General features: G+C 74.6%; 16 protein-coding genes. 9 read left to right on the plus strand and 7 right to left on the minus strand.

All coding sequences use genetic code 11. The annotated features are described in order from the left end of the window. The first annotated feature begins 88 nt into the window (after positions 1 to 88). On the plus strand, positions 89 to 1,072 hold the full coding sequence (locus AC1UE5_RS00735; RefSeq protein ID WP_482920141.1) for a hypothetical protein: 984 nt from the start codon (positions 89 to 91) through the stop codon (positions 1,070 to 1,072). Between the two features lie 70 nt (positions 1,073 to 1,142). Here AC1UE5_RS00735 and lepB read toward each other — a convergent pair whose 3' ends face one another. The 3 genes from lepB to AC1UE5_RS00750 are packed head-to-tail and all read right to left on the minus strand — an operon-like array spanning position 1,143 to position 4,693. Continuing rightward, positions 1,143 to 1,739 (minus strand): signal peptidase I, encoded by a 597-nt coding sequence (gene lepB, locus AC1UE5_RS00740; RefSeq protein ID WP_482920142.1) that lies wholly within the window; start codon positions 1,737 to 1,739, stop codon positions 1,143 to 1,145. Between the two features lie 49 nt (positions 1,740 to 1,788). Continuing rightward, positions 1,789 to 3,765, minus strand: coding sequence for an SDR family oxidoreductase (locus tag AC1UE5_RS00745; protein ID WP_482920143.1), 1,977 nt, complete (start codon positions 3,763 to 3,765; stop codon positions 1,789 to 1,791). A gap of 31 nt (positions 3,766 to 3,796) precedes the next feature. Next, a complete protein-coding gene (locus tag AC1UE5_RS00750) occupies positions 3,797 to 4,693 on the minus strand; it encodes a LysR family transcriptional regulator (RefSeq protein WP_482920144.1) in 897 nt (298 codons plus the stop codon). 90 nt (positions 4,694 to 4,783) lie between these two features. Between AC1UE5_RS00750 and AC1UE5_RS00755 the strand changes: the two genes are divergently transcribed. After that, positions 4,784 to 6,019 (plus strand): MFS transporter, encoded by a 1,236-nt coding sequence (locus AC1UE5_RS00755; RefSeq protein ID WP_482920145.1) that lies wholly within the window; start codon positions 4,784 to 4,786, stop codon positions 6,017 to 6,019. A 133-nt stretch (positions 6,020 to 6,152) separates the two neighbouring features. Next, positions 6,153 to 6,686, plus strand: a complete 534-nt coding sequence (locus AC1UE5_RS00760) for a GNAT family N-acetyltransferase (protein ID WP_482920146.1) — start codon at positions 6,153 to 6,155, stop codon at positions 6,684 to 6,686. On the opposite strand, the gene AC1UE5_RS00765 is transcribed toward AC1UE5_RS00760, so the two are convergent. Both AC1UE5_RS00765 and AC1UE5_RS00770 read right to left on the minus strand, forming a co-directional pair. Further along, positions 6,683 to 7,441: a crotonase/enoyl-CoA hydratase family protein gene (locus tag AC1UE5_RS00765; RefSeq protein WP_482920147.1), complete on the minus strand. Its 759-nt coding sequence runs from the start codon at positions 7,439 to 7,441 to the stop codon at positions 6,683 to 6,685. The genes AC1UE5_RS00760 and AC1UE5_RS00765 overlap by 4 nt on opposite strands. Positions 7,442 to 7,514: 73 nt before the next feature. After that, positions 7,515 to 7,775 carry a hypothetical protein gene (locus AC1UE5_RS00770; protein WP_482920148.1) on the minus strand — a complete coding sequence of 87 codons (261 nt, stop codon included), beginning with the start codon at positions 7,773 to 7,775 and terminating at the stop codon, positions 7,515 to 7,517. Here AC1UE5_RS00770 and AC1UE5_RS00775 point away from each other — a divergent pair. Genes AC1UE5_RS00775 through AC1UE5_RS00785 form a run of 3 tightly spaced genes read left to right on the plus strand, consistent with a single transcriptional unit; the run spans position 7,769 to position 14,064 of the window. Continuing rightward, a complete protein-coding gene (locus tag AC1UE5_RS00775; protein ID WP_482920149.1) occupies positions 7,769 to 8,494 on the plus strand; it encodes an enoyl-CoA hydratase/isomerase family protein in 726 nt (241 codons plus the stop codon). The genes AC1UE5_RS00770 and AC1UE5_RS00775 overlap by 7 nt on opposite strands. Positions 8,495 to 8,504: 10 nt before the next feature. Then, a complete protein-coding gene (locus tag AC1UE5_RS00780) occupies positions 8,505 to 11,261 on the plus strand; it encodes a helix-turn-helix transcriptional regulator (RefSeq protein WP_482920150.1) in 2,757 nt (918 codons plus the stop codon). Positions 11,262 to 11,271: 10 nt separating this feature from the next. Beyond that, positions 11,272 to 14,064, plus strand: a complete 2,793-nt coding sequence (locus tag AC1UE5_RS00785) for a helix-turn-helix transcriptional regulator (protein ID WP_482920151.1) — start codon at positions 11,272 to 11,274, stop codon at positions 14,062 to 14,064. A 9-nt stretch (positions 14,065 to 14,073) separates the two neighbouring features. On the opposite strand, the gene AC1UE5_RS00790 is transcribed toward AC1UE5_RS00785, so the two are convergent. Further along, positions 14,074 to 14,376, minus strand: a complete 303-nt coding sequence (locus tag AC1UE5_RS00790; protein ID WP_482920152.1) for an ArsR/SmtB family transcription factor — start codon at positions 14,374 to 14,376, stop codon at positions 14,074 to 14,076. 63 nt (positions 14,377 to 14,439) lie between these two features. Between AC1UE5_RS00790 and AC1UE5_RS00795 the strand changes: the two genes are divergently transcribed. Further along, positions 14,440 to 15,450 (plus strand): DMT family transporter, encoded by a 1,011-nt coding sequence (locus AC1UE5_RS00795; RefSeq protein ID WP_482920153.1) that lies wholly within the window; start codon positions 14,440 to 14,442, stop codon positions 15,448 to 15,450. On the opposite strand, the gene AC1UE5_RS00800 is transcribed toward AC1UE5_RS00795, so the two are convergent. Further along, positions 15,334 to 16,698 carry an alpha/beta fold hydrolase gene (locus tag AC1UE5_RS00800; RefSeq protein WP_482920154.1) on the minus strand — a complete coding sequence of 455 codons (1,365 nt, stop codon included), beginning with the start codon at positions 16,696 to 16,698 and terminating at the stop codon, positions 15,334 to 15,336. The two genes, AC1UE5_RS00795 and AC1UE5_RS00800, sit on opposite strands and share 117 nt — an antisense overlap. A gap of 22 nt (positions 16,699 to 16,720) precedes the next feature. On the opposite strand from AC1UE5_RS00800, the gene AC1UE5_RS00805 reads away from it, so the two are divergent. Further along, on the plus strand, positions 16,721 to 18,745 hold the full coding sequence (locus AC1UE5_RS00805; protein WP_482920155.1) for an ABC-F family ATP-binding cassette domain-containing protein: 2,025 nt from the start codon (positions 16,721 to 16,723) through the stop codon (positions 18,743 to 18,745). Then, positions 18,745 to 19,437, plus strand: a complete 693-nt coding sequence (locus AC1UE5_RS00810) for a GDSL-type esterase/lipase family protein (RefSeq protein ID WP_482920156.1) — start codon at positions 18,745 to 18,747, stop codon at positions 19,435 to 19,437. Before AC1UE5_RS00805 ends, AC1UE5_RS00810 begins: the two co-directional genes overlap by 1 nt. Positions 19,438 to 19,451: the final 14 nt, after the last annotated feature.

Consider the following 19,451-nt stretch of genomic DNA (forward strand, 5'->3'; position numbering starts at 1 on the left):
AAAACTGTCCCCAGTTTTGGGGATGTCCGAAACCTCGCCGTCTCCATAGGCTCCGCCCCGATCACTGTCCCATGGGGGAGGAGAACCCTTGTCGATCACCACTCGGCGGCTTGCCACCGTCTGCGTCGCGGCGTGCCTTTCGGCGGGCCTGGCGCTGGCGCCGGCCGCCTCTGCGGCTGACCACGGCACGAAGGCCACGGCAGCCCAGGGCAAGAAGGGCCCGACGAACAAGAAGCTCAACAGCGACCTCACCAAGGTGCGGTCACGGACGACCAAGGCGGAGCGGAGCATCCGCACGCTCAACCGGACGCTCAAGGCGCTCGACGCGATCGCCAAGGGCGCGGACGGCAAGGCGAACACCCTGCTCGCGGCAGCCCCGCAGCTGATCTCCGGGCTCACGCAGCTCGGCGACGCGGTCACGAAGCAGATCGCGCCGGGCCTCACCGCGCTGAGCGACGCGGTCCAGAAGCAGATCGCCCCGAACCTGACGAAGCTCGGCGACGCCTACCAGTCGGTCGAGTACGGCGTGGCGAAGGTGTCAGTCACGAACGCGCAGATCGCGAGCTCGTCCTCAGGGACGAGCGCGGACATCCCGGATGACGGCAACGCCGCCACCGTGCAGGGCGTGACCGCGTTCGTCGCGGGGGCCGCGACGGCGACGATCAACCTCCGCGCGGACATCCGCTCGGCGGAGTCCGACAACACGGCGATCCAGGGCGGCGTCGGCCCGGTCGGCCAGGTCGGCGGCTCGCTCTACGTGAAGGCGCTCGCCGGCCCCGACGTGGGCGAGTTCGTCCCGTGCGGCGCTCCGTACGGTGGCTCTGGCGGGTTCGCAGGCACCCCGACGGGCGCGTCGATCGTGACGCCGGCGGGTCCGGTGACGAACCTGCCGCTCGTCAACATCGTCGACGGCAAGCTCCGCACCGACACTGCGGGTCCGACCGATACGTCGACTTCCGTCCTGCCCGCGGCGTGCACGGTCAACACGACCGCGACGGTTCCGTACGAGATCGTGTGGTCGGCGAACTTCGTCGACGTCCCGACGTCGACGACGCCCGGGCCGAAGGAGTAGCACCGCTTTCCCAGGCGCGACCCCGCCTGTGAACCGCGAAGGGCCCGCCTCGGCGGGCCCTTCGTCGTCCTCAGCCCAGCCGGCCGCAGGTCTCCCCGGCTGGTGGGGTGCAGGCGGTGACGCGGCCGAGGAGCGCTTGGGCCGGGACCGCGCCGAGGACGCGCGAGTCCGCCCAGTGGGCGCGGTTGTCGCTCAGGAGGAACACGTGGCCGCGCGGGACGGTGACGGTGCGCGGGAAGTGGCAGAGGTCCGAGCAGCGGTGGGCGTAGACCTCGGCAACGGCGCGGCCGTTGCGGGTGAGGAGGCCGTGGCGCAGCGCGAGGCGGTCACCCGCCAGCCCGACCACGCGCTTGACGATCCGCGCGTCGTCCAGGCCGGCGACGCCGCGGGCGCACATCTGCCCCGACCGGCGCCGGACGCCGCAGCGGGGCAGGTCGCCGTCGTCGCGGTACGACGACGGCGGGTGCGCGATCACGATGTCGCCGAGCCCCGGGCGCCCGCGGTCGTACGCGTGGTAGTCGACGTCGACCCACGCGCCGAGCGGGAGCGTCGGCTCCATCGTCTCTGACGGGATCTCGAGCGGCGTCCGCTCCACCTCGGCCGCCGGCGCGGCGGCCGGAGCGACGGTCAGGAGGACGACGGCGGTGAGGGCGAGGCGGCGGAGCACGGACGACGCATCGGCCGCCGTCCGCCGCCGCTTGAGCCCTCTGGCCGTTCTACCAGTGCACGCCCTTCATGAGGTTCGCCATTGCGATCTGCTCCATCGAGGCCTTCTCGTTCGGGTCCTTCTTGCCCGACGCCGCGGCGGAGTCCGGGAAGACCTTGTAGGCGGTGTGGAGGATCTGGTCGACCGCCTTGGGTGCGAGCGCGTAGGCGACCTCGCCGAACGTGCCGAGCTTCGTGTTGATCGTCTTGGGCTTGGAGCGGATGGCCTCGCAGATGAGGTCGCCCGCCTCGTCCGGCGTGATCGTCGGGAACGCGTCGTAGATCTTCGTCGGCGCGATCATCGGCGTCCGCACGAGCTGCATGTGGATCGTCGTGAAGTGGACGTTGTCGCCGATCGTCTCGGACGCCACCACGCGCGTCCACGCGTCGAGCGCGGCCTTCGACGCCACGTACGCGCTGAAGCGCGGCGGGTTCGTCTGCGCGCCGATGGAGCTGATGTTCACGACGTGGCCCGACTTGCGCTCGCGCATGTGCGGGAGCAGCCGCATCGTCAGGCGGATCGCGCCGAAGTAGTTCAGCTGCATCGTCCGCTCGTAGTCGTGGAAGCGGTCGTAGGACAGCTTCACGCTGCGGCGGATCGAGCGGCCCGCGTTGTTGACGAGGATGTCGACGACGGGGTGGTCGGCGAAGATGCGCTCGGCCAGCTCGTCGATCGCCTCCATGTCGGAGAGGTCGGCGCTGTACGCGTACGCGGTGCCGCCCTCCTCCTCGATGCGCGTCTTGAGCTCCTCGAGCTTCTCCTGCCCGCGCGCGACGAGGATCGGGATGCCGCCGGCGCGCGCGATCTTCAGCGCGGCCGCCTCGCCGATGCCCGACGACGCGCCGGTGATGACGACGCGCTTGCCGTTGACCGCGCCCTCGAACGAGCGGTCGCGGAACAGGTCCGGATCGAGGTGGCGCTCCCAGTAGTCCCACAGCCGCCAGGCGTAGTCCTCCAGCGGCGGGACCTCGATGCCGGTGCCGGCCAGCGCACGCTCGGTGTCGCGTGTGTCGAACTCCGGCCGCAGCGCGATGTGGGCGATGATCTCCTCCGGGATCCCGAAGTCGGCCAGCAGCGCGCGGCGCACGTCCTTCACCGGCGGCGCCTGCATCGCCATCGACAGCACGCCCTTGGGGAGCATGTCGAGCAGCTTCTTGTCGATCCGCAGCGCCAGGTGCGGCGCGTGGCCGGCGTGGGCGAAGATGTTCATGACCTCGCCGCTGCGCTGGCGCCGCGGGTTGGTGAGGTGGAACGCCTGCCCGTCGAGGTCGGGCTGGTGGGCGATGTGGTCCATCGCCTTGGCGACGTAGTCGACCGGGACGATGTTCGTGTATCCGAGCTCCGGCGCGACGAGCGGCATCCACTGCGGCAGCCAGTGGCGCAGCTTCTGGAAGAGCTTGAAGAAGTAGTAGGGCCCGTCGATCTTGTCCATCTCGCCGGTCTGCGAGTGGCCGACGACGATCGCGGGGCGGTAGACGCGCCACGGGATCGTGAGCTCCTCCCGCGCGATCCGCTCCGACTCGAACTTCGTCCGGTGGTACGCGGACGGGAGCTTCTGGCCCTCGTCGAAGTGGTCCTCGCGGAACAGGCCGCGGTGCTCGCCGGCGGCGGCGATCGACGAGACGTGGTGGAAGCGGCCGGCCTCGATCGCGTTGGCGAAGTCGACCGCGTGGCGCGTGCCCTGGACGTTGAGCTGCTCGTTGCGCTCGTCGCTCGCGGTCATGTCGTAGATCGCGGCGAGGTGGAAGACGTGGTCGATGCGGCTGGTGAGCAGCGCGGTGTCGACGCCCAGCAGGGGCTCGGACAGGTCGCCGGGGACCGGCGTGATGCGGCCCTGCGCCTTCTCGCCCCACCGCTCGATCAGGGCGTCGAGCTTGTCGGTCGACCCCTCGCGGACGAGCACGAAGATCTCGCCGTCGCGCTTCAGCAGCTCCTCCACGAGATGCCGGCCGATGAAGCCCGTCGCACCCGTCACGAAATACGCCATCGGTCTCCTCTCCCGGACAATCGAGCGAAACCTACATCCCCGGGGAAGCACGCTCCGCAATCGCGTCACGCAGCGCACCGGCAGCGGCTGGGAGGCGGCGCCCGCGGGCGGTCGCGACGCTCGTGGTGAACGTCGGCGCGTGGCGGCGGATCGGGACGAGCGCGATGTCCGACGCGGTCGCGTGGACGAAGCTGGGTGGGAGGATCGCGACCGCCAGCCCATGCCGGACGAAGTCGACGATGCTCGGGATGTCGTTGATCTCGTAGGCGACCGTGCGGCGCATGCCGGCGAGGCCGAACGCGCGGTCGACGGCGATGCGCGTGCCCCAGTCGGGCGGCGAGTCGGCGACGGTCTCGCCTTCGAGGTGGCGCAGCTCGACGGCCTCCCGGGCGGCGAGCGGGTGCGCGGGCGCGCAGGCGAGCGCCATCTCCTCACGCGCGAGGACGATGAGGTCCAGGCCGGGCGCGTCGCGCTCGGGCAGGCCGATGAGGCCGAGGTCGAGCTGGCCGTCGCGGAGCATCCGGGCGGTGTCGAGCGAGCCGCGCTGGCGGACGTCGAAGTCCACGCCGGGGTGCTTGGCCCGGAAGTCGGCCAGGAGCGCGGCGAGCGAGACCTCCCGCGTCCGCTGCGCCTGCATCGTGCCGATGCGGACCGTGCCGCGCAGGCCGCCGCGGAGCTGCGCGGCGACGTCGCGGGCGCCCGCCGCGGCCTCCAGCGTGCGGCGCGCCTCGGGGAGGAGCAGCTCGCCGGCGGGGCTGAGGCCGACGCGGTGGGTCGTGCGGTCGAGCAGCGTGACGCCCAGCTCGCCCTCCAGCTTGCGCACCGTCGCGGAGACCGCGGACTGCACGACGTGGAGCCGGCTCGCCGCGCGTGTGAAGCTGCCCTCCTCGGCCACCGCCACGAACACCTCGAGCTGCCGCAGCTCCATCGCTCCGCGGAGGTTATCGCGAGCGGTGATAGCCGCTAGCTGTGGTGTGCGTGGTCGAAGATCGATCGCCGTCGCATAGTCGGAGGCACGATGTCCGCCGCCGCCTTCCCCGCCTTCCCTTCCTCCTCCGCCGCGACGACCCGCCAGCACGCCGCCGGCTTCTGGTTCGTCGCCCTCACCTTCCTCATCGTCGGCGCGTTCTCGACCGCTCCCTCGCCGCTCTACGCGCTCTACCAGGAGCGCGACGGGTTCAGCACGTTCACGATCACGATCATCTACGCGGCCTACGCCGTCGGCGTCGCGACCTCGCTGTTCCTCGCCGGCCACGTGTCGGACTGGATCGGTCGGCGGCGCGTGCTGCTGTCGGCGGTCGGCGTGAGCATCGTCAGCGCGATCGTCTTCCTCGCCTGGCGCGACCTGCCGGGCCTCATCGTCGCCCGCGTCATCAACGGGCTCTCCGTCGGAGCGGTCGCGGCGACCGCGACCGCCTGGCTGGCCGAGCTCCACTCCGCGCACCGGCCCGACGCCTCCGGCCGCCGCGCGCAGCTCGTCGCGACGACGGTCAACGTCGGCGGCCTGGGGCTCGGCGCGCTGATCTCGGGCGCGCTGGCCGAGTGGGTCGCGGATCCGCTGACCGTGCCGTACCTCGTCTTCCTCGCCGGCCTGGTGGGCGCGGCGCTGATGCTCGCGGCGACGCCCGAGACCGCGCCGATCCCCGACCCGCGCCCCGCGTACCGCCCGCAGCGGATCGCGGTGCCGCACGCCGACCGCGCGCGCTACTTCGCCGCCGCCGTGGCCGGGTTCTTCGCGTTCGCCGCCAACGGCCTGTTCACGGCGCTGGCGCCGACCGTGCTCGCCGGCCCGCTCGACCACCACTCCCGCGCGCTGGCGGGCGCGACGATCTTCGTGATGTTCGGGGCGGGCGTCGCGTTCCAGGTCGCGTTCATGGCCGCCGCCGCACGTCGCTCCGTGCAGCTCGGCCTCGCCGTCGTCGTCCTCGGCCTGGCGGTGACGGTCGTGTCGCTCTGGCTCTCGAGCCCGTCGCTCGCGCTCTTCCTGCTCGGCGGCGCGCTGACCGGCGGCGGCGCGGGCCTCCTGTTCAAGGGCTCGGTCGCCACGGTCGCCCAGGTCGCGCCGCCCGAGAGCCGCGCCGAGGCGCTCGCGGGGTTCTTCCTCGCCGCCTACGTCGGCCTCTCGGTCCCGGTCATCGCGATCGGCGTCGCGCTCCAGTCGGTCTCCCCGAAGTCCGCGGTCCTCGGCTTCGCGCTCGTCGTCGCGGCGGCGCTGGCGCTCGCCGCCCGCCCGCTCCTGCGCGGCACCCGCTAGCGCGCGGCACAACTTCCCAACCGTCCGCGGGCGCCGACGGTGTGGGAAGTTGTGCCGCGTAGGGCGGCAGAACGCCCCACGCGTCGCGAAGCGGGCGACGAGTGGGAAGTTGTGCAGCGGCGATGATGCAGCGGTGGAGTACCCCGCGCCAGACCTCGCCGACGACGCCGTCCTGCTGCGGCGGTGGAGCGACGCCGACCTCCCGTGCCTCGAGGAGGCCTCGCGCGACCCGCGCATCCCGGAGGGGACGACGGTGCCGGAGGTCTTCTCGATCGAGGAGGGGGAGGCGTTCGTGCGGCGGCAGTGGAGCCGGTCGGACACCGGCGAAGGGCTCTCCCTCGCGATCGTCGACCGGGGGAGCGGCGACGCGGTCGGCGCGTGCGTCCTGCTGCTCCGGCCGCAGCCGGGCGTCGCCGGCATCGGCTACTGGGTGGTCGAGCGGGCGCGGCGACGGGGCTTCGCGACGGCCGCGGTCTCGCTCCTCTCGACGTGGGCGCTGGAGCGCGCCGGCCTCGCGCGGGTGGAGGCGTGGGTCGAGCCGGACAACGCGCCCTCGCTGCGTGTCCTGGCCTCCGCAGGCTTCGAGCGGGAGGGCGTCCTGCGCTCCTTCCTCGCCTTCGCCGGCCGCCGCGCGGACGCGGTCGTGCTCTCTCGCGTCGCGCGCTAGACGCCCGCGCCCGCCCCGCCGCGGCCCTCGCCGCCCGCGAAGCGCGCCGCGCCGGCCGCCGCGACCGCCAGCGTCGCCGCGCCCGAGCGGGCCTCGAGCGCGAGGCCGTCGTCGAGGGGGTGGCCGAAGGAGGCGAGGGCGGCCGCGCGGTCGGCGAGCATCGTCTCCTGGGGGAAGGCCGCGAGGCCCTCGGCGATCTCGAGCGCGCGCGTGACGTGCGCGCCGTCGGCCACGACCTCGGTGGCGAGTCCGAGGCGCAGCGCCTCGTCGGCGTCGACGATGCGGCCGGAGAGGATCAGGTCCAGCGCGCGGCCCTGGCCGACGATCCGCGGCAGGCGCTGCGTCCCGCCGTCGATCAGCGGCACGCCCCAGCGGCGCTCGGTGAAGCCGAGCCGCGCGGACGCGCTCAGCACGCGCAGGTCGCACCACAGGGCCAGCTCCATCCCGCCCGCGACGCACCAGCCGCCCACCGCGGCGATCGTCGGCTTGGGTGACGTCAGCCGCGTGAACCCCAGCGGGCCACCGGGATCCTCCAGCCGGCCAGCCAGCGTGTCGAGCGCCTTGAGGTCCGCTCCCGCGCAGAACGCCTCGTCCCCCGCGCCGGTCAGCACGAGCACCCGCGCGCCGTCGTCGGCGACGAACTTCTCGTACCGCTCCCGCAGCGCGGCGGCGGTCGGCCCGTCGACGGCGTTGCGCCGCTGCGGACGGTCGATGGTGAGCAGCGCGGCCGCGCCGCGGCGTTCGTACCGGACCATGCGCGCGGACGCTACAACGCGCGACGCCCGCACAGGGCGGGCGTCGACAGAAGCGGTTGTGAGGCGCGGGCTCCTACCAGCCGCCGCGCCAGCTCGGCGAGCCGCTGCGGGCCTTCGCGGCGCGCTTGCGGTCGTCCTTGCGCTTGTCGAGGCGCCACTGGATCAACGACAGGAGGAAGATCAGCAGCGGCAGGCCGCCGATGATCAGGAACCCGGCGTTCGTGACCACTCTGTCGTTGGTCTCGCCCCACCAGCCCTCGCCACCGTCGTGCGCGAAGGCAGGAGCGGCGAGCGCGAGCGTCGTGAAGATCGTCAGGATGCCGAGTCGTGTCACCCCTGCAGCGTATCCGAGAGGGCGGCGTCGAGGTCCTGCGCCTCGACCGGCCCGACAAGCGCAACGCGATGAACACCGAGCTCCTCACGGTGCTCCTGGCCGCCCTGGAGGAGCTGCGCGCCGACGACGATCTGCGCGCGGTCGTCTTCTCCACGACCAACGAGCGCGCGCTGTGCGCCGGCGCGGACGTCGGGGAGGAGCTCGACGCGGCCGGCGGCGTCGCCCGCATGGAGCTGTTCGCGCGCATGTACGCCGCGGTCGAGGCGTTCCCGCTCCCCACCGTCGCGGTCTGCGTCGGCAACGTCGTCGGGGCGGGCGCCGAGCTGGCGGCCGGCTGCGACCTGCGGGTGGGCGGCGACAACCTCAAGCTCGCGTGGGCGGGCGCGAAGCTCGGCGTCCCGGTCGGGCCCGCGCGCCTGGTCCCGCTGATCGGGCTCAGCAGGGCCAAGGAGCTGATCCTCACCGGCCGCGTGGTCGGCGCTGAGGAGGCCGAGCGGATCGGGTTCCTGCACCACAACGTCACGGTCGCCGACGCGGAGGCGAAGGCGATCGAGCTGGCGACCCAGATCGCCGCTCACCCGGTCGACGGCCTCAAGCGCCTGAAGGGCATGTTCCGCGAGCTGGAGGACTCCGCCCGCCGCACCACCTACGAGAACGAGCTGCTGGTCGCGTTCCAGCGCGAGGGCGCGGGCCTCCCGCGCGGAGGGATGCGGGCGTAGGCTGGCGCCGATGCTGATCGGGCGCCAGGCCGACCTCGAGCGGATCGACCGGCTCGTCGACCAGGCCAGGAAGGGCCACAGCGGCGCCCTGCTGGTCGCCGGCGAGCCGGGCATCGGCAAGACCGCGCTGCTGGAGCACGCGCGCGAGGCCGCCGGCCGCCGCGACCTGACCGTGCTCGTCGCCCGCGGCATCGAGTCGGAGTCCGAGCTGCCGTTCAGCGGCCTCGCGGACCTCGTCGCGCCGCTGCTCGAGCTGCGCCAGCGCCTCCCGCACGCGCAGGCGACCGCGCTCGGGCAGGCGCTCGCGCTGGAAGAGGGGGGAACGCCGGCGCGGTTCGCCGTCCCGGCGGCGCTGCTCGGCCTGCTCGGCACCGCGGCGGAGGACCGGCCGGTGCTCGCGCTCGTCGACGACGCGCAGTGGCTCGACCAGCCGTCGATCGAGGCCATCGTCTTCGCCGCCCGGCGCCTGCGCGACGAGGGCGTCGCGCTGATCATCGGCGCGCGCGACGAGGCCACGGCCGCCGCACGGCGCGCCATCGACAGCGCGGGTTTGGAGGTGCTGCGCCCCGCGCCGCTCACCGACGACGAGGCGCTCGAGCTCCTGCGCGAGGCGCACGGTGGCACGGTCCGCGGCACGGTCGCGGCCGACCTCGTGGCCTCCGCGGCCGGCAACCCGCTCGCGCTGCTGGAGGTCCCGTCCTCGCTCACGCCCGGGCAGCTCACCGGCAGCGAGGCGCTTCCCGCCGTCATGCCGCCCGGCGAGTCGGTCGCCGCCGCGTTCCGCCGCCGCCTCACGAGCCTCCCCGAGGACACGCGCAAGGCGCTGCTCGTCGTCGCCGCCAGCCGCGAGGAGGACCTGACGCAGATCCTCGACGCGCTCGACCGGCTCGCGGGCCTGACCGAGCAGGCGCTCGACCCCGCCGAGGCCGACGGCGTCATCGACGTCGAGGCCGGCCGCGTCCGCTTCCGCCACCCGCTGCTGCGCGCCGCCGCCTACCACCTCGCGTCGCCGCCCGCGCGCCGCCAGGCCCACCGCGCGCTGGCCGAGGGCGCGCCCGAGCGCTCCCCCGCCCGCGCGTGGCACCTGGCCGCCGGCGTCGCCGCGGCGGACGAGCCGGTCGCGAAGCTCCTCGAGGCCGCGGCCGGGGACGCACGCCGGCGCGGCGGGCACTCCTCCGCCGCCCGGGCGTTCGCGCGCGCCGCCGAGCTGACCCCCGACCTCACCGACCGCGCGCGCCGCCTGATGGAGGCCGCGCTGGAGTCGCAGGTCGCCGGCGAGCTCGACCGCGCCGAGGCGCTCTGCGAGGAGGGCCTGGCGCTGAAGGCCGCCGACGCGATGGTCGCCGCGCTGCTGCACCGCATCCGGGCGTCGGTCCGCATCCGCTCCGGCCGCCCCGACACGGGGCTCGCGGAGATGGTCCAGGCCGCCGCGTCGCTCGAGCCCGTGATCCCCGTCGCCGCCGCGGCGATGCTGCTGGAGGCCGGGTTCGCCCAGCTCGCCAGCGGCCCCGTCCGCGACGCGATCTGGATGGCCGAGCGCGCCCGCGAGCTGGCGGGGGAGGACCGCGCGCTGCAGGCCCTGGCCGACGCGGTGCTCGGCCAGGCGCACATGGCGATCGGCGAGGCGGCGCAGGCCGAGGAGCACCTCAGCGCGGCGGTCCCGGTGCTGCTGGAGATCGAGCCGCCACCCGGCTCGTGGGACGTCGTCGCGCTGGCGGCGCACGGCTCGATGTGGCTGGAGCAGGACGAACGGGCCGCGCGGCTGCTCGACCGGATCATCGACCGCGCCCGCGCCGACGGCGCCCTGGCGCAGCTGGTCTACCCGCTGGCGATCCGCTCCCAGCTCGCGTTCCGCGTCGGCCGCTGGGCGGAGGCGCGCGGCGACAGCGAGGAGGCCGCCCGCGCCGCGACCGACACCGGCCAGGACACGATGCTCGCCTACGCGCTGGCGATCCGCACCCACATCGAGGGCGCGCTGGGCCACGGCGAGGAGGCCAAGCGGTACGCCGCGGCGGCGCTGCGGACGCTGGAGGAGACCGAGACCCGCGCGTACGCGCCGTACGTCCACACCGGGCTCGGCATGCTCGCGCTGGCGGAGGGGCGGCCGGCCGACGCGGTCGAGCACTACGCGGCGGCGACCGACATCGCGCTGCGCATCCAGTTCACGATGCCCGGCCAGAACGTGCTGTCGCCCGACGTCGTCGAGGCGTGCCTGCGCGCCGGCGACGAGGCGGGTGCGCGGGAGGCGTTCGCGCGGCTGGAGCCGTACCTGAGCGGCGCGCAGCCGCCGCTGGTGCAGGCGCAGTTCGCGCGCGCCCGGGCGCTGCTGGCGCCGCCGGAGGAGCAGCCGGCGCGGTTCGAGGAGGCGCTGGCGCTGCACGAGCGGTCGTCGAACCCGTACGAGCGCGCGCGGACCCGGCTCGCGTACGGGCAGGCGCTGGAGGAGCGGGCGGCCGCGCAGCCGCAGCTGGAGGCGGCGCTGGAGACGTTCGAGCTGCTCGGCGCGCGGCGGTGGGCCGAGCGGACGCGGGAGGCGCTGCGCGGCGCGGGCCTGGGCTGGGGCGGGAAGCCGGTCTCGCTCGCCGAGGTGCTCACGCCGCACGAGCTGCAGGTCGCGATGGTGGTCGCCAAGGGCGCGACGAACAAGGAGGCCGCGGCGGCGCTGTTCCTCAGCCCGAAGACGGTCGAGCACCACCTGGGCCAGATCTACCGCAAGCTGGAGCTTCGCTCGCGCACCGAGCTGGCGGCGCTCGTGACGCGTGAGTAGGGTGCCCGCCGTGCTCATCGGGCGCGATCGCGAGAGAGAGCGGATCGCCCAGGTCATCCTGCAGGCGCGGGAGGGCCGCAGCGGGGCTCTGCTCCTGCACGGCGATCCCGGCATCGGCAAGACGGCGCTGCTGGAGCACGCGAAGGAGCTGGCCGTCGACGGCAAGGGCGCCGACGTCATGCGCATCCTGTCCGCGCGAGGCATCGAGACCGAGTCCGAGATCCCGTTCGCGGGGCTGTGGGACCTGCTCTCGCCGCTGCTCGACCTCCGTGCCCAGCTGCCCGCCGCGCAGGCGACGGCGCTCGGGCAGGCGCTCGCGCTGGAGGCGTCGGGCACGCCGGCGCGGTTCGCCGTGCCGGCCGCGGTGCTGGGCCTGCTGAGCGCGGCGGCCGAGGACGGCCCGGTGCTCGCGGTGATCGACGACGTGCAGTGGCTCGACCAGCCGTCGGTGGAGGCGATCGTCTTCGCCGCGCGGCGGCTGCAGAACGAGGGCATCGCGATGGTGCTGGCCGCGCGCGAGCACGCCCCCGGTGCGTCGCGCTCGGAGGCGGACTTCGCGGGGCTCGAGCGGCTCCACATCAGCGCGCTCGGGGTGATGGAGGCGACCGACCTGCTGCGACGCCAGCACGGCGACGCGGTGTCGGGGCCGGTCGCGGCGGACCTCGTGAACGCGGCGGCGGGCAACCCGCTGGCGCTGGTGGAACTGCCGCGCGCGCTGAGCGAGGCGCAGCTGTCCGGGCGCGAGGCGCTGCCGCCCGTGCTGCCGGCGGGCATGTCGCTCGACGGCGCGTTCCGCCGCCAGCTCGCCGGGCTGCCCGACGAGGCGCAGCAGGCGTTGCTGGTCGCGGCGGCGGCCGACGGCGGTGAGGACGTCACGCACGTCGTCGCGGCGCTGCGAGCGCTGGGGCTCGCCGACGACGCGCTCGACGCCGCCGAGGGCGCGGGCGTGATAGTGCTGGACGGCGCGCGCATCCGGTTCCGCCACCCGCTGCTGCGCTCCGCCGCCTACCACGCGGCCTCGCCGCCCGAGCGGCGCGCCGCCCACCGCGCGCTGGCCGAGTCGGCCACCGAGGGCGCGCCGTCGCGCGCGTGGCACCTGGCGGCGGCGATCACGGCGGCCGACGAGGAGGTCGCGCGCGACCTGGAAGGCGCGGCCAACGACGCACGGCGGCGTGGCGGGCACGCGTCGGCGGCGCGGGCGTTCGCGCGGGCGGCGGAGCTGACGCCGGCGTCGACCGAGCGCGCGCGGCGGCTGCTGGAGGCGGCGATCGACCACGTCGCGTGCGGGGCGCTGGAGCAGGCCGAGGCGGACGCGGACGCGGCGCTCCCGCTCGAGGCCGACCCGCTCGTGCGAACCGGGCTGCAGCGCATCCGCGCGCACGTGCTGATCCGCTCCGGGCGGCCGGGCGAGGGCGCCGAGGCGATGGCCGAGGTCGCCGCCGACGTGGAGGAGGAGATCCCGCCGCTGGCCGCCGCGATGCTGCTGGAGGCGGCGCTCGGGCGGATGCTCACCGGGCCCGGCGAGGACGCGCTGGAGCGGGCCGAGCGCGCGAAGGTGCTCGGCGCGGGCGTCGACATCATCGAGGGCGTCGCGGACTGCATCATCGCCCACACGCGGCTCGCGCTCGGGGACTCGGGGACGGCGAAGGAGCGGGTCGAGGCGCGGGTCGGGTTCCTGCTCGACGCGGACCCGCCACCCGGGGTGACCGAGGCGATCGCGGGTGGCGCGCACACGTTCATGTGGCTGGAGGACTTCGACCGCTCCCAGAAGATCCTCGACCGGCTGATCGAGGTCGCGCGCAACGAGGGCGCGCTGGCGCGGCTCTGCTACCCGCTGACGATCCGCTCGCAGCTCGGCTACCGGCGCGGGCACTGGACGGCGGCGTACGCGGACGCCGAGGAGGCGGTGCGCGCGTCGCTGGAGACCGGGCAGGAGTCCAACCTCTCCTACGCGCTCCAGATGATGGCCGAGATCGAGGCGGGGCTCGGGAAGTTCACCGAGGCGCGCGAGCACGCGCAGCAGTCGCTCGAGATCGCGCGGCGCACCGAGACGCCGGTCTTCGGGCCGTATGCCCGGCTGGCGCTCGGCGCGGTGGCGGCGGGCGACGACGACGTCGACGGCGCGATCGCCGAGTACGAGCGGGCGCGGGCGGACATCGTGGCGATCGGGATGCCCGCGCCGTGCGAGCTGTTCGCGACGGTCGAGCTGGTGGAGCTGCACGCGCGCGGGGGCGACGGTGCCGCCGCGCGGGCCGAGCTGGCGCGGCTGGAGGAGCTCGTGACGGACGGGCACCCGCCGGTCCACCAGGCGCAGCTGCTGCGCTGCCGGGCGCTCGTGCAGGACGGCAAGGACGCGATCGCGGGGCTGCAGGAGGCCGTCGCGGCGCACGGCGCGTCGTCGACCCCGTTCGAGCGCGCGCGGACGGAGCTGATGCTCGGCGAGCGCCTGCGCCGCGACCGTCAGCGCACCGAGGCCCGGGCGCCGCTGCGCGCGGCGCTGGAGACGTTCGAGCGGCTGGGCGCGCGCCCGTGGGCCGAGCGCGCGCGGTCGGAGCTGCGCGCCTCGGGCGCCACCTCGGCGCGCGGCGAGGTCCCGGTCGCGGACGTCCTCACGCCCCACGAGCTGCAGGTCGCGATGATCGTCGCCAAGGGCGCGACGAACAAGGAGGCGGCCGCGGCGCTCTTCGTCTCCCCGAAGACCGTCGAGCACCACCTCGGCCAGATCTACCGCAAGCTCGACCTCCGCTCCCGCACGGAGCTCACCGCCCTGTTGTCCGGCCAGGTCGAAGCCACGCCGGCGTAGCGCGAGCCGCTACGAGAGGATCGCGTCGAGGAGGCCCGGGAAGCGCTCGTCGAGATCCGTGCGGCGGAGGGAGACGTGGCGGTGCGTGCCCTCGACGCGGGTGTGCGTGACACCCGCCTCGCGCAGGACCCGGAAGTGGTGGGAGCGGGTGGCCTTGGAGACGCCGAGGTCGATCGAGCCGCAGGTGCGCTCGCCGTCCTCGCAGGCCGCGAGCTCGCGCACGATGCGCAGGCGCATGGGGTCGCCGAGGGCCTGGAGGATCGTGGTGAGCTCCAGGTCGCGGGTTGCGGGCTGGTCGAGCAGGGCAGGCATCGCACGAGGGAGGGTACTCGGGGGTTCGATGAACGTCGAACCTCTGCTACGGTTGTTCGACCGATGCCGAACTTCCTGCCCTCCCTGATCGCCGCGCTCTGCTGGGGTGCGATGTTCCCGATCTCCGCGCCCGCGCTCGAGCGCGTCGACGCCGTGAACTTCACCGCCCTGCGCTACGCGGCCGCCTCGGTGCTCTTCCTCGCGCTCCTGGCGCTCGTCGAGGGCCGCCGCGCCTTCGACTACGAGGGGCGCGCACGCAGGCTGTTCGTGCTCGGCACGTACGGGTTCGCCGGGTTCAACCTGCTGTCGTTCGCCGCGCTGGAGCACACGACCCCGCAGCACGCGGCGCTCATCGTCGCGCTCACGCCGATCATCACGCTGCTGATGCGCTGGTACTCCACCGGCGAGAAGCCCGCCGGCGCGCAGCTCGCGTTCGTCGTCCTCGCCTTCCTCGGCGTCGGCCTCGTGATCACCCAGGGCGACCCCTCGACGCTCATCGACGGCGGCGTCGGGCCGGGCGAGCTGATGGTGCTCGCCGGAGCGATCGCGTTCATCCGCTTCACCCTCGGCGCGCAGGAGTTCCCGGGCTGGTCGCCGCTCCGCTACACGGCGCTGTCGGTGCCGCTCGGCACGCTCTCCATCCTCGCCGTCGCACTCGTCGGCGCGGCCGGCGGCTGGCTCGCCGTCCCCGACGCGGGCGACGTCGGCGCCATCGCCCCCGAGCTGGCCTACGTGATCTTCGCGGGCGCGATCGTCGGGGTGCTCGCGTGGAACGCCGGCGTCGCGAAGCTCGGCCCGGCGAACGCCGCGCTCTTCATGAACCTCGTCCCGATCACCGCGTTCGTGGTCGAGGCGATCAAGGGCACGTCGCCGCACGCGATGGAGGTCGTGGGCGCCGCGATCACCGTCGCGGCGCTGGTGGCCGCGAACCTCGTGGGCCGGCGCGCCGCGGCGGCGTCAGCGGCTGACCCGGCGCAGGAACGGGACGACCGTCTCGAGGAAGTCGTTCGTCTCGGGCGCGGCGGTGAGCGGATCCAGGTGGCTGGTGCTGGCAGCGCGATCGACCAGCGTTGACCGCCCGCGCGGCACGCGCGAGCGCTCGATGTAGCGCCGCGCGCCGCGCAGGACCCGGCCGTCGGTCAGGTCGGTCTGGAACGCGTACAGCGGCACGTCGACGTCGCGCAGCCGCGTCGGCCGCAGGCCCAGCTGCCGCGTCACCGCGTTCGCGCGCAGCCCGCTCGCCGCGTCGACGTCGAGCGAGAGCCGCAGCGGGAAGTACCACTCGATCCCGTTCACCGGCGACTGCGCCCAGAAGTCGGCGACGCGCGCGATGGGGGAGACCTCGCCGTCGACCCAGTCGCGCGGGTCCCCGCTCGGCGCGAGCGCGCCCGCGCGCAGGTGGATGAGCGCGAGCGCGTCGGGCGACGTGGACGCGTCGAACGCGTGCCCCAGGAAGGCGCGGTTCGTCGCGCTCACCGGCGGCTTGAACTGCGCAGGCAGGAGCGCGAAGTCGCTGAACGGCGACCGCTCCGTCGGGAGCTTCTGCGCGAACAGCCCGCCGAGCCCGGCGAAGACCCCCTGCGCCCACGGCAGCCCGGCGCCGACGAGGTCCGCGAACGGCTGCTCGCGGATCGCGGCCAGCCGCCTGCGCACGTCGGCCGGCGACGACGTGTCGTCGAACGACCCCAGCGCGCCGCCGTCGATCAGGACGAGCCCGTCGAGGTCCTCGTGCCCGGCACGCCCGCGCCCGAAGTCCCACGCCGCGTAGATCGCCGCGGTCGACGCGCCGAGCGAGTGCCCGCCGAGGATCACGCGCCGGCCCCCGCGCCGCGCCCGCTGCACCACCTTCCGGAGGTCGCCGAGCGCGGTCGGCAGGCCCCAGTCCGCCGCGAAGCCGAGCCGCGTGAGGTCCGGAGGGGTGAACCGGGGACCCGTCGCTGCCGGGTTCGTCAGCCACCCGACGTAGTAGTCGAACGCCTGCTGCGGCGTGGCCTGCCCGCGCGCGGCGCGGTCGAACATCGACGTGTCCTCCAGCGCCTGCGAGCGGCGGTCGACCGCCCACACCTGCACACCCGGCACCCGCGCGGCGATGTCCGGCCCCACGAGGCCGAAGTCGCCCGCGCCCCCGCTGAACCCGGGGACCAGGATCAGGACCGTCCGGGCCGCGGCCGGCCCGAACCGGGTGACCGTGGTGCGGTCGTACTGCGCCGGCCCCGCCGCAGGGACGCCGGGCACGGTGAACGTGGTCTGCGCATGCGCGCCCGCAGGCGCGAGCCCGAGCGCGGCGGCGGCCAGCGCGGCGATCCCAAGACCCCTCGGCATCACGGTTCCTACGCTAATGCACGTGGCGGTCCTCATCGCATCCGATCTGAACAAGGACATGGCGGGAGAGCCGCTGTTCCGCGGCATCTCGTTCAAGCTGGAGCGGAAGGACCGCATGACGATCGCCGGCCGCAACGGCGCCGGCAAGACGACGCTCCTGCGCATGCTCGCGGGCGAGACGTCGGTCGACGGCGGCGAGGTCGTGCTCCAGAAGGGCACCCGGATGGCCCTGCACGACCAGCGGCCGCCGCGTGACCAGGACGTCACGCTGCGCGACTACGTCGTCTCGGGCGCGAAGGACATCGTCGAGATGGAGGACGACCTGCGCCGGATGGAGGAGGAGATGGCGGCGGGCTCGACCGACGCCGGCCTCTACGACCGGTACGCGCGGCGGCAGGCGGAGTTCGAGACGCGCGGCGGCTACACGTGGCGCGACCGAGCGGTCGCGATGCTCCACAACCTCGGGTTCGCCGACGACGCCTTCGACCGCCAGCTCAGCTCGTTCTCCGGCGGTCAGCTCACCCGCGCGTCGCTCGCGCGCGCCCTCGCGTCGCAGCCCGACCTGCTCCTGCTCGACGAGCCGACCAACCACCTCGACATCGACTCGCTCGAGTGGCTGGAGGCCGAGCTCAAGCAGCTCGACGCCGCCATCGTGATGGTCGCGCACGACCGCTGGTTCCTCGAGTCCGTCGGCACGTCGGTGCTGGAGATCGAGGCCGGCCGCTCGCGGTTCTTCAACGGCACCTGGCACCAGTGGCGCAAGGAGCAGGCGGCGCGGGAGCTGGCCCTCGGCCGCGCGATCGAGAAGCAGCAGGCCGAGATCGCGCGGATGGAGTCGTTCATCGAGCGCTTCCGCGCGAAGGCGACCAAGGCGCGCCAGGCGCAGTCGCGCGTCAAGGCGCTGGAGAAGATCGAGCGGATCGAGCGCGACCCGCGCGACACCCGCGAGATGTCGCTGTCGTTCGGCAAGGCGGAGCGCTCGGGCCGCGTGATCTTCGAGCTCAGCGGGGCGCACCTTCAGGTCGGCGACGCGCCGCCCAAGGTGCTCCTGCACGACGCCGAGATGTGGCTGGAGCGCGGCGAGCACGTCACGCTCGTCGGCGCCAACGGCACCGGCAAGTCCACGCTCATCAGCGCGCTGACCGGCCAGCGGCCCTTCGACGCGGGCCGCCTGTCGACGGGCCACAACGTGAAGGTCGGCTACCTCTCGCAGCACGCCGAGGAGCTGGGCGACACCGGATCGGTGCTCGAGGTGACCCAGCGCCGCACCGGCCTGCCACCGAACAAGGCGCGGGCGCTGCTCGGCAAGTTCCTCTTCAGCGGCGACCAGGCCGAGAAGGCGATCGCGACCTGCTCCGGCGGCGAGCGCGCCCGCGTGTCGATGGCGATCCTCGTCGCCTCCGGCTCCAACGTCCTGATCCTCGACGAGCCCACCAACCACCTGGACCTGGAGAGCCGCGAGGCGCTGGAGGACGCGCTGCTCGCGTTCGACGGCGCGATCCTGCTCGTGTCCCACGACCGTGCCCTGCTCGAGGCCGTGGGCACGCGGACGATCGCGATCGACGGCGGCAAGCTCCACTCGTACCTCGGCGGCTGGGCGGAGTACCAGCGCGTCCGCGAGGAGCGGCGCGCGCTCGGCCAGCCGGTGAACATCCCGGCGCCGCAGGACGCGCGGCCGCCCGCCGACCCCAACGCCCGCACGGCCGACGGGCGCGCGGTGCGGCGGACGGACGAGGAGCCGGTGCGCAAGCACGCGCAGGCCCCGGCGGCGGACAAGCCCGCGGCGGGCGGCGAGAAGCCGAAGAAGGGCAAGCCCAAGCCGTCCGGCCCCTCGAAGAACGCGCTCAAGCAGGAGGAGCGGCTGGCGCGCGCGGTGGAGCAGGCCGAGGAGGCGCTGGCGAAGGTGGAGGAGGAGCTCGCCGACCCCGCGTGCTGGGCGACGCCGTACGAGACGGCGAAGTCCGAGGCCCGCCACACCGCGGCCAAGCGGGCCGTGGAGGAGGCCATGGCGGCGTGGGAGGAGCACGCCGCGAAGGTCCAGGCCTGATGGCGGCCGCCGCGGGCGCGCCCGCAGACGGCGCGGCGCGGCGCGGGTTGGTCGCCCTCGGCGACTCGATCACCTACGGCCACGGCGGCATGCAGTCCGGCCTCGGGACGCAGTCCTGGGCGATGTGGCTGGCGGAGGCGATGGGGCTCCCGTTCACGCGGCTGGCGGCCAACGGCGCGACGGCCGCGGACGTCGTGCGGGAGCAGCTCCCGCGCCTCGACGGCCCGTACGACGTCGGCTGCCTCTACGTCGGCGTCAACGACGTGCGCGGCGACGCGTGGGACCCGCAGGCGTTCGCGCACGACCTGGCCACGGCGGCCGCGACCCTCGACGTCGCCTGCGACCGGGTGCTGCTCGTCGCGCTCCCGCTCGACCTCGGCCTCCCGCCCGCCGGCGTGAAGGTGCTGCAGGCCAACAGCGCGATCGAGCACGAGGGCGCGCGCCACCGCGCGCCCGTCGTCGACCTGCGCGACTTCGCCGGCGCCCGCTGGGTCTGGGCCGACCGCGTCCACGCGACCGCGCTCGGGCAGGTCGAGATCGCCGACCGCGCCGCCCGCGCGCTCGGCGCCCCGCTCCCGTCGCAGACCGTCGTCGACGTCCCGCGCCCGGACCTGACGTACGCCTGGCACTACGGCCGCCGCGCGCTGCGCGAGCACGCCCGCGCACGGCTCGTCGCCCGCCGCGCCCGCTGAGATCCTCGTCCATG

It is taken from the genome of Parviterribacter multiflagellatus (genome assembly GCF_056863265.1).

Coding starts and splice junctions, on each gene's coding strand:
- AC1UE5_RS00745 (WP_482920143.1), bottom strand. CDS start 3,765: ATGGCGTATTTCGTGACGGGTGCGACGGGCTTCATCGGCCGGCATCTC.
- AC1UE5_RS00750 (WP_482920144.1), bottom strand. CDS start 4,693: ATGGAGCTGCGGCAGCTCGAGGTGTTCGTGGCGGTGGCCGAGGAGGGC.
- AC1UE5_RS00755 (WP_482920145.1), top strand. CDS start 4,784: ATGTCCGCCGCCGCCTTCCCCGCCTTCCCTTCCTCCTCCGCCGCGACG.
- AC1UE5_RS00765 (WP_482920147.1), bottom strand. CDS start 7,441: ATGGTCCGGTACGAACGCCGCGGCGCGGCCGCGCTGCTCACCATCGAC.
- AC1UE5_RS00780 (WP_482920150.1), top strand. CDS start 8,505: ATGCTGATCGGGCGCCAGGCCGACCTCGAGCGGATCGACCGGCTCGTC.
- AC1UE5_RS00790 (WP_482920152.1), bottom strand. CDS start 14,376: ATGCCTGCCCTGCTCGACCAGCCCGCAACCCGCGACCTGGAGCTCACC.
- AC1UE5_RS00795 (WP_482920153.1), top strand. CDS start 14,440: ATGCCGAACTTCCTGCCCTCCCTGATCGCCGCGCTCTGCTGGGGTGCG.
- AC1UE5_RS00800 (WP_482920154.1), bottom strand. CDS start 16,698: ATGCCGAGGGGTCTTGGGATCGCCGCGCTGGCCGCCGCCGCGCTCGGG.
- AC1UE5_RS00810 (WP_482920156.1), top strand. CDS start 18,745: ATGGCGGCCGCCGCGGGCGCGCCCGCAGACGGCGCGGCGCGGCGCGGG.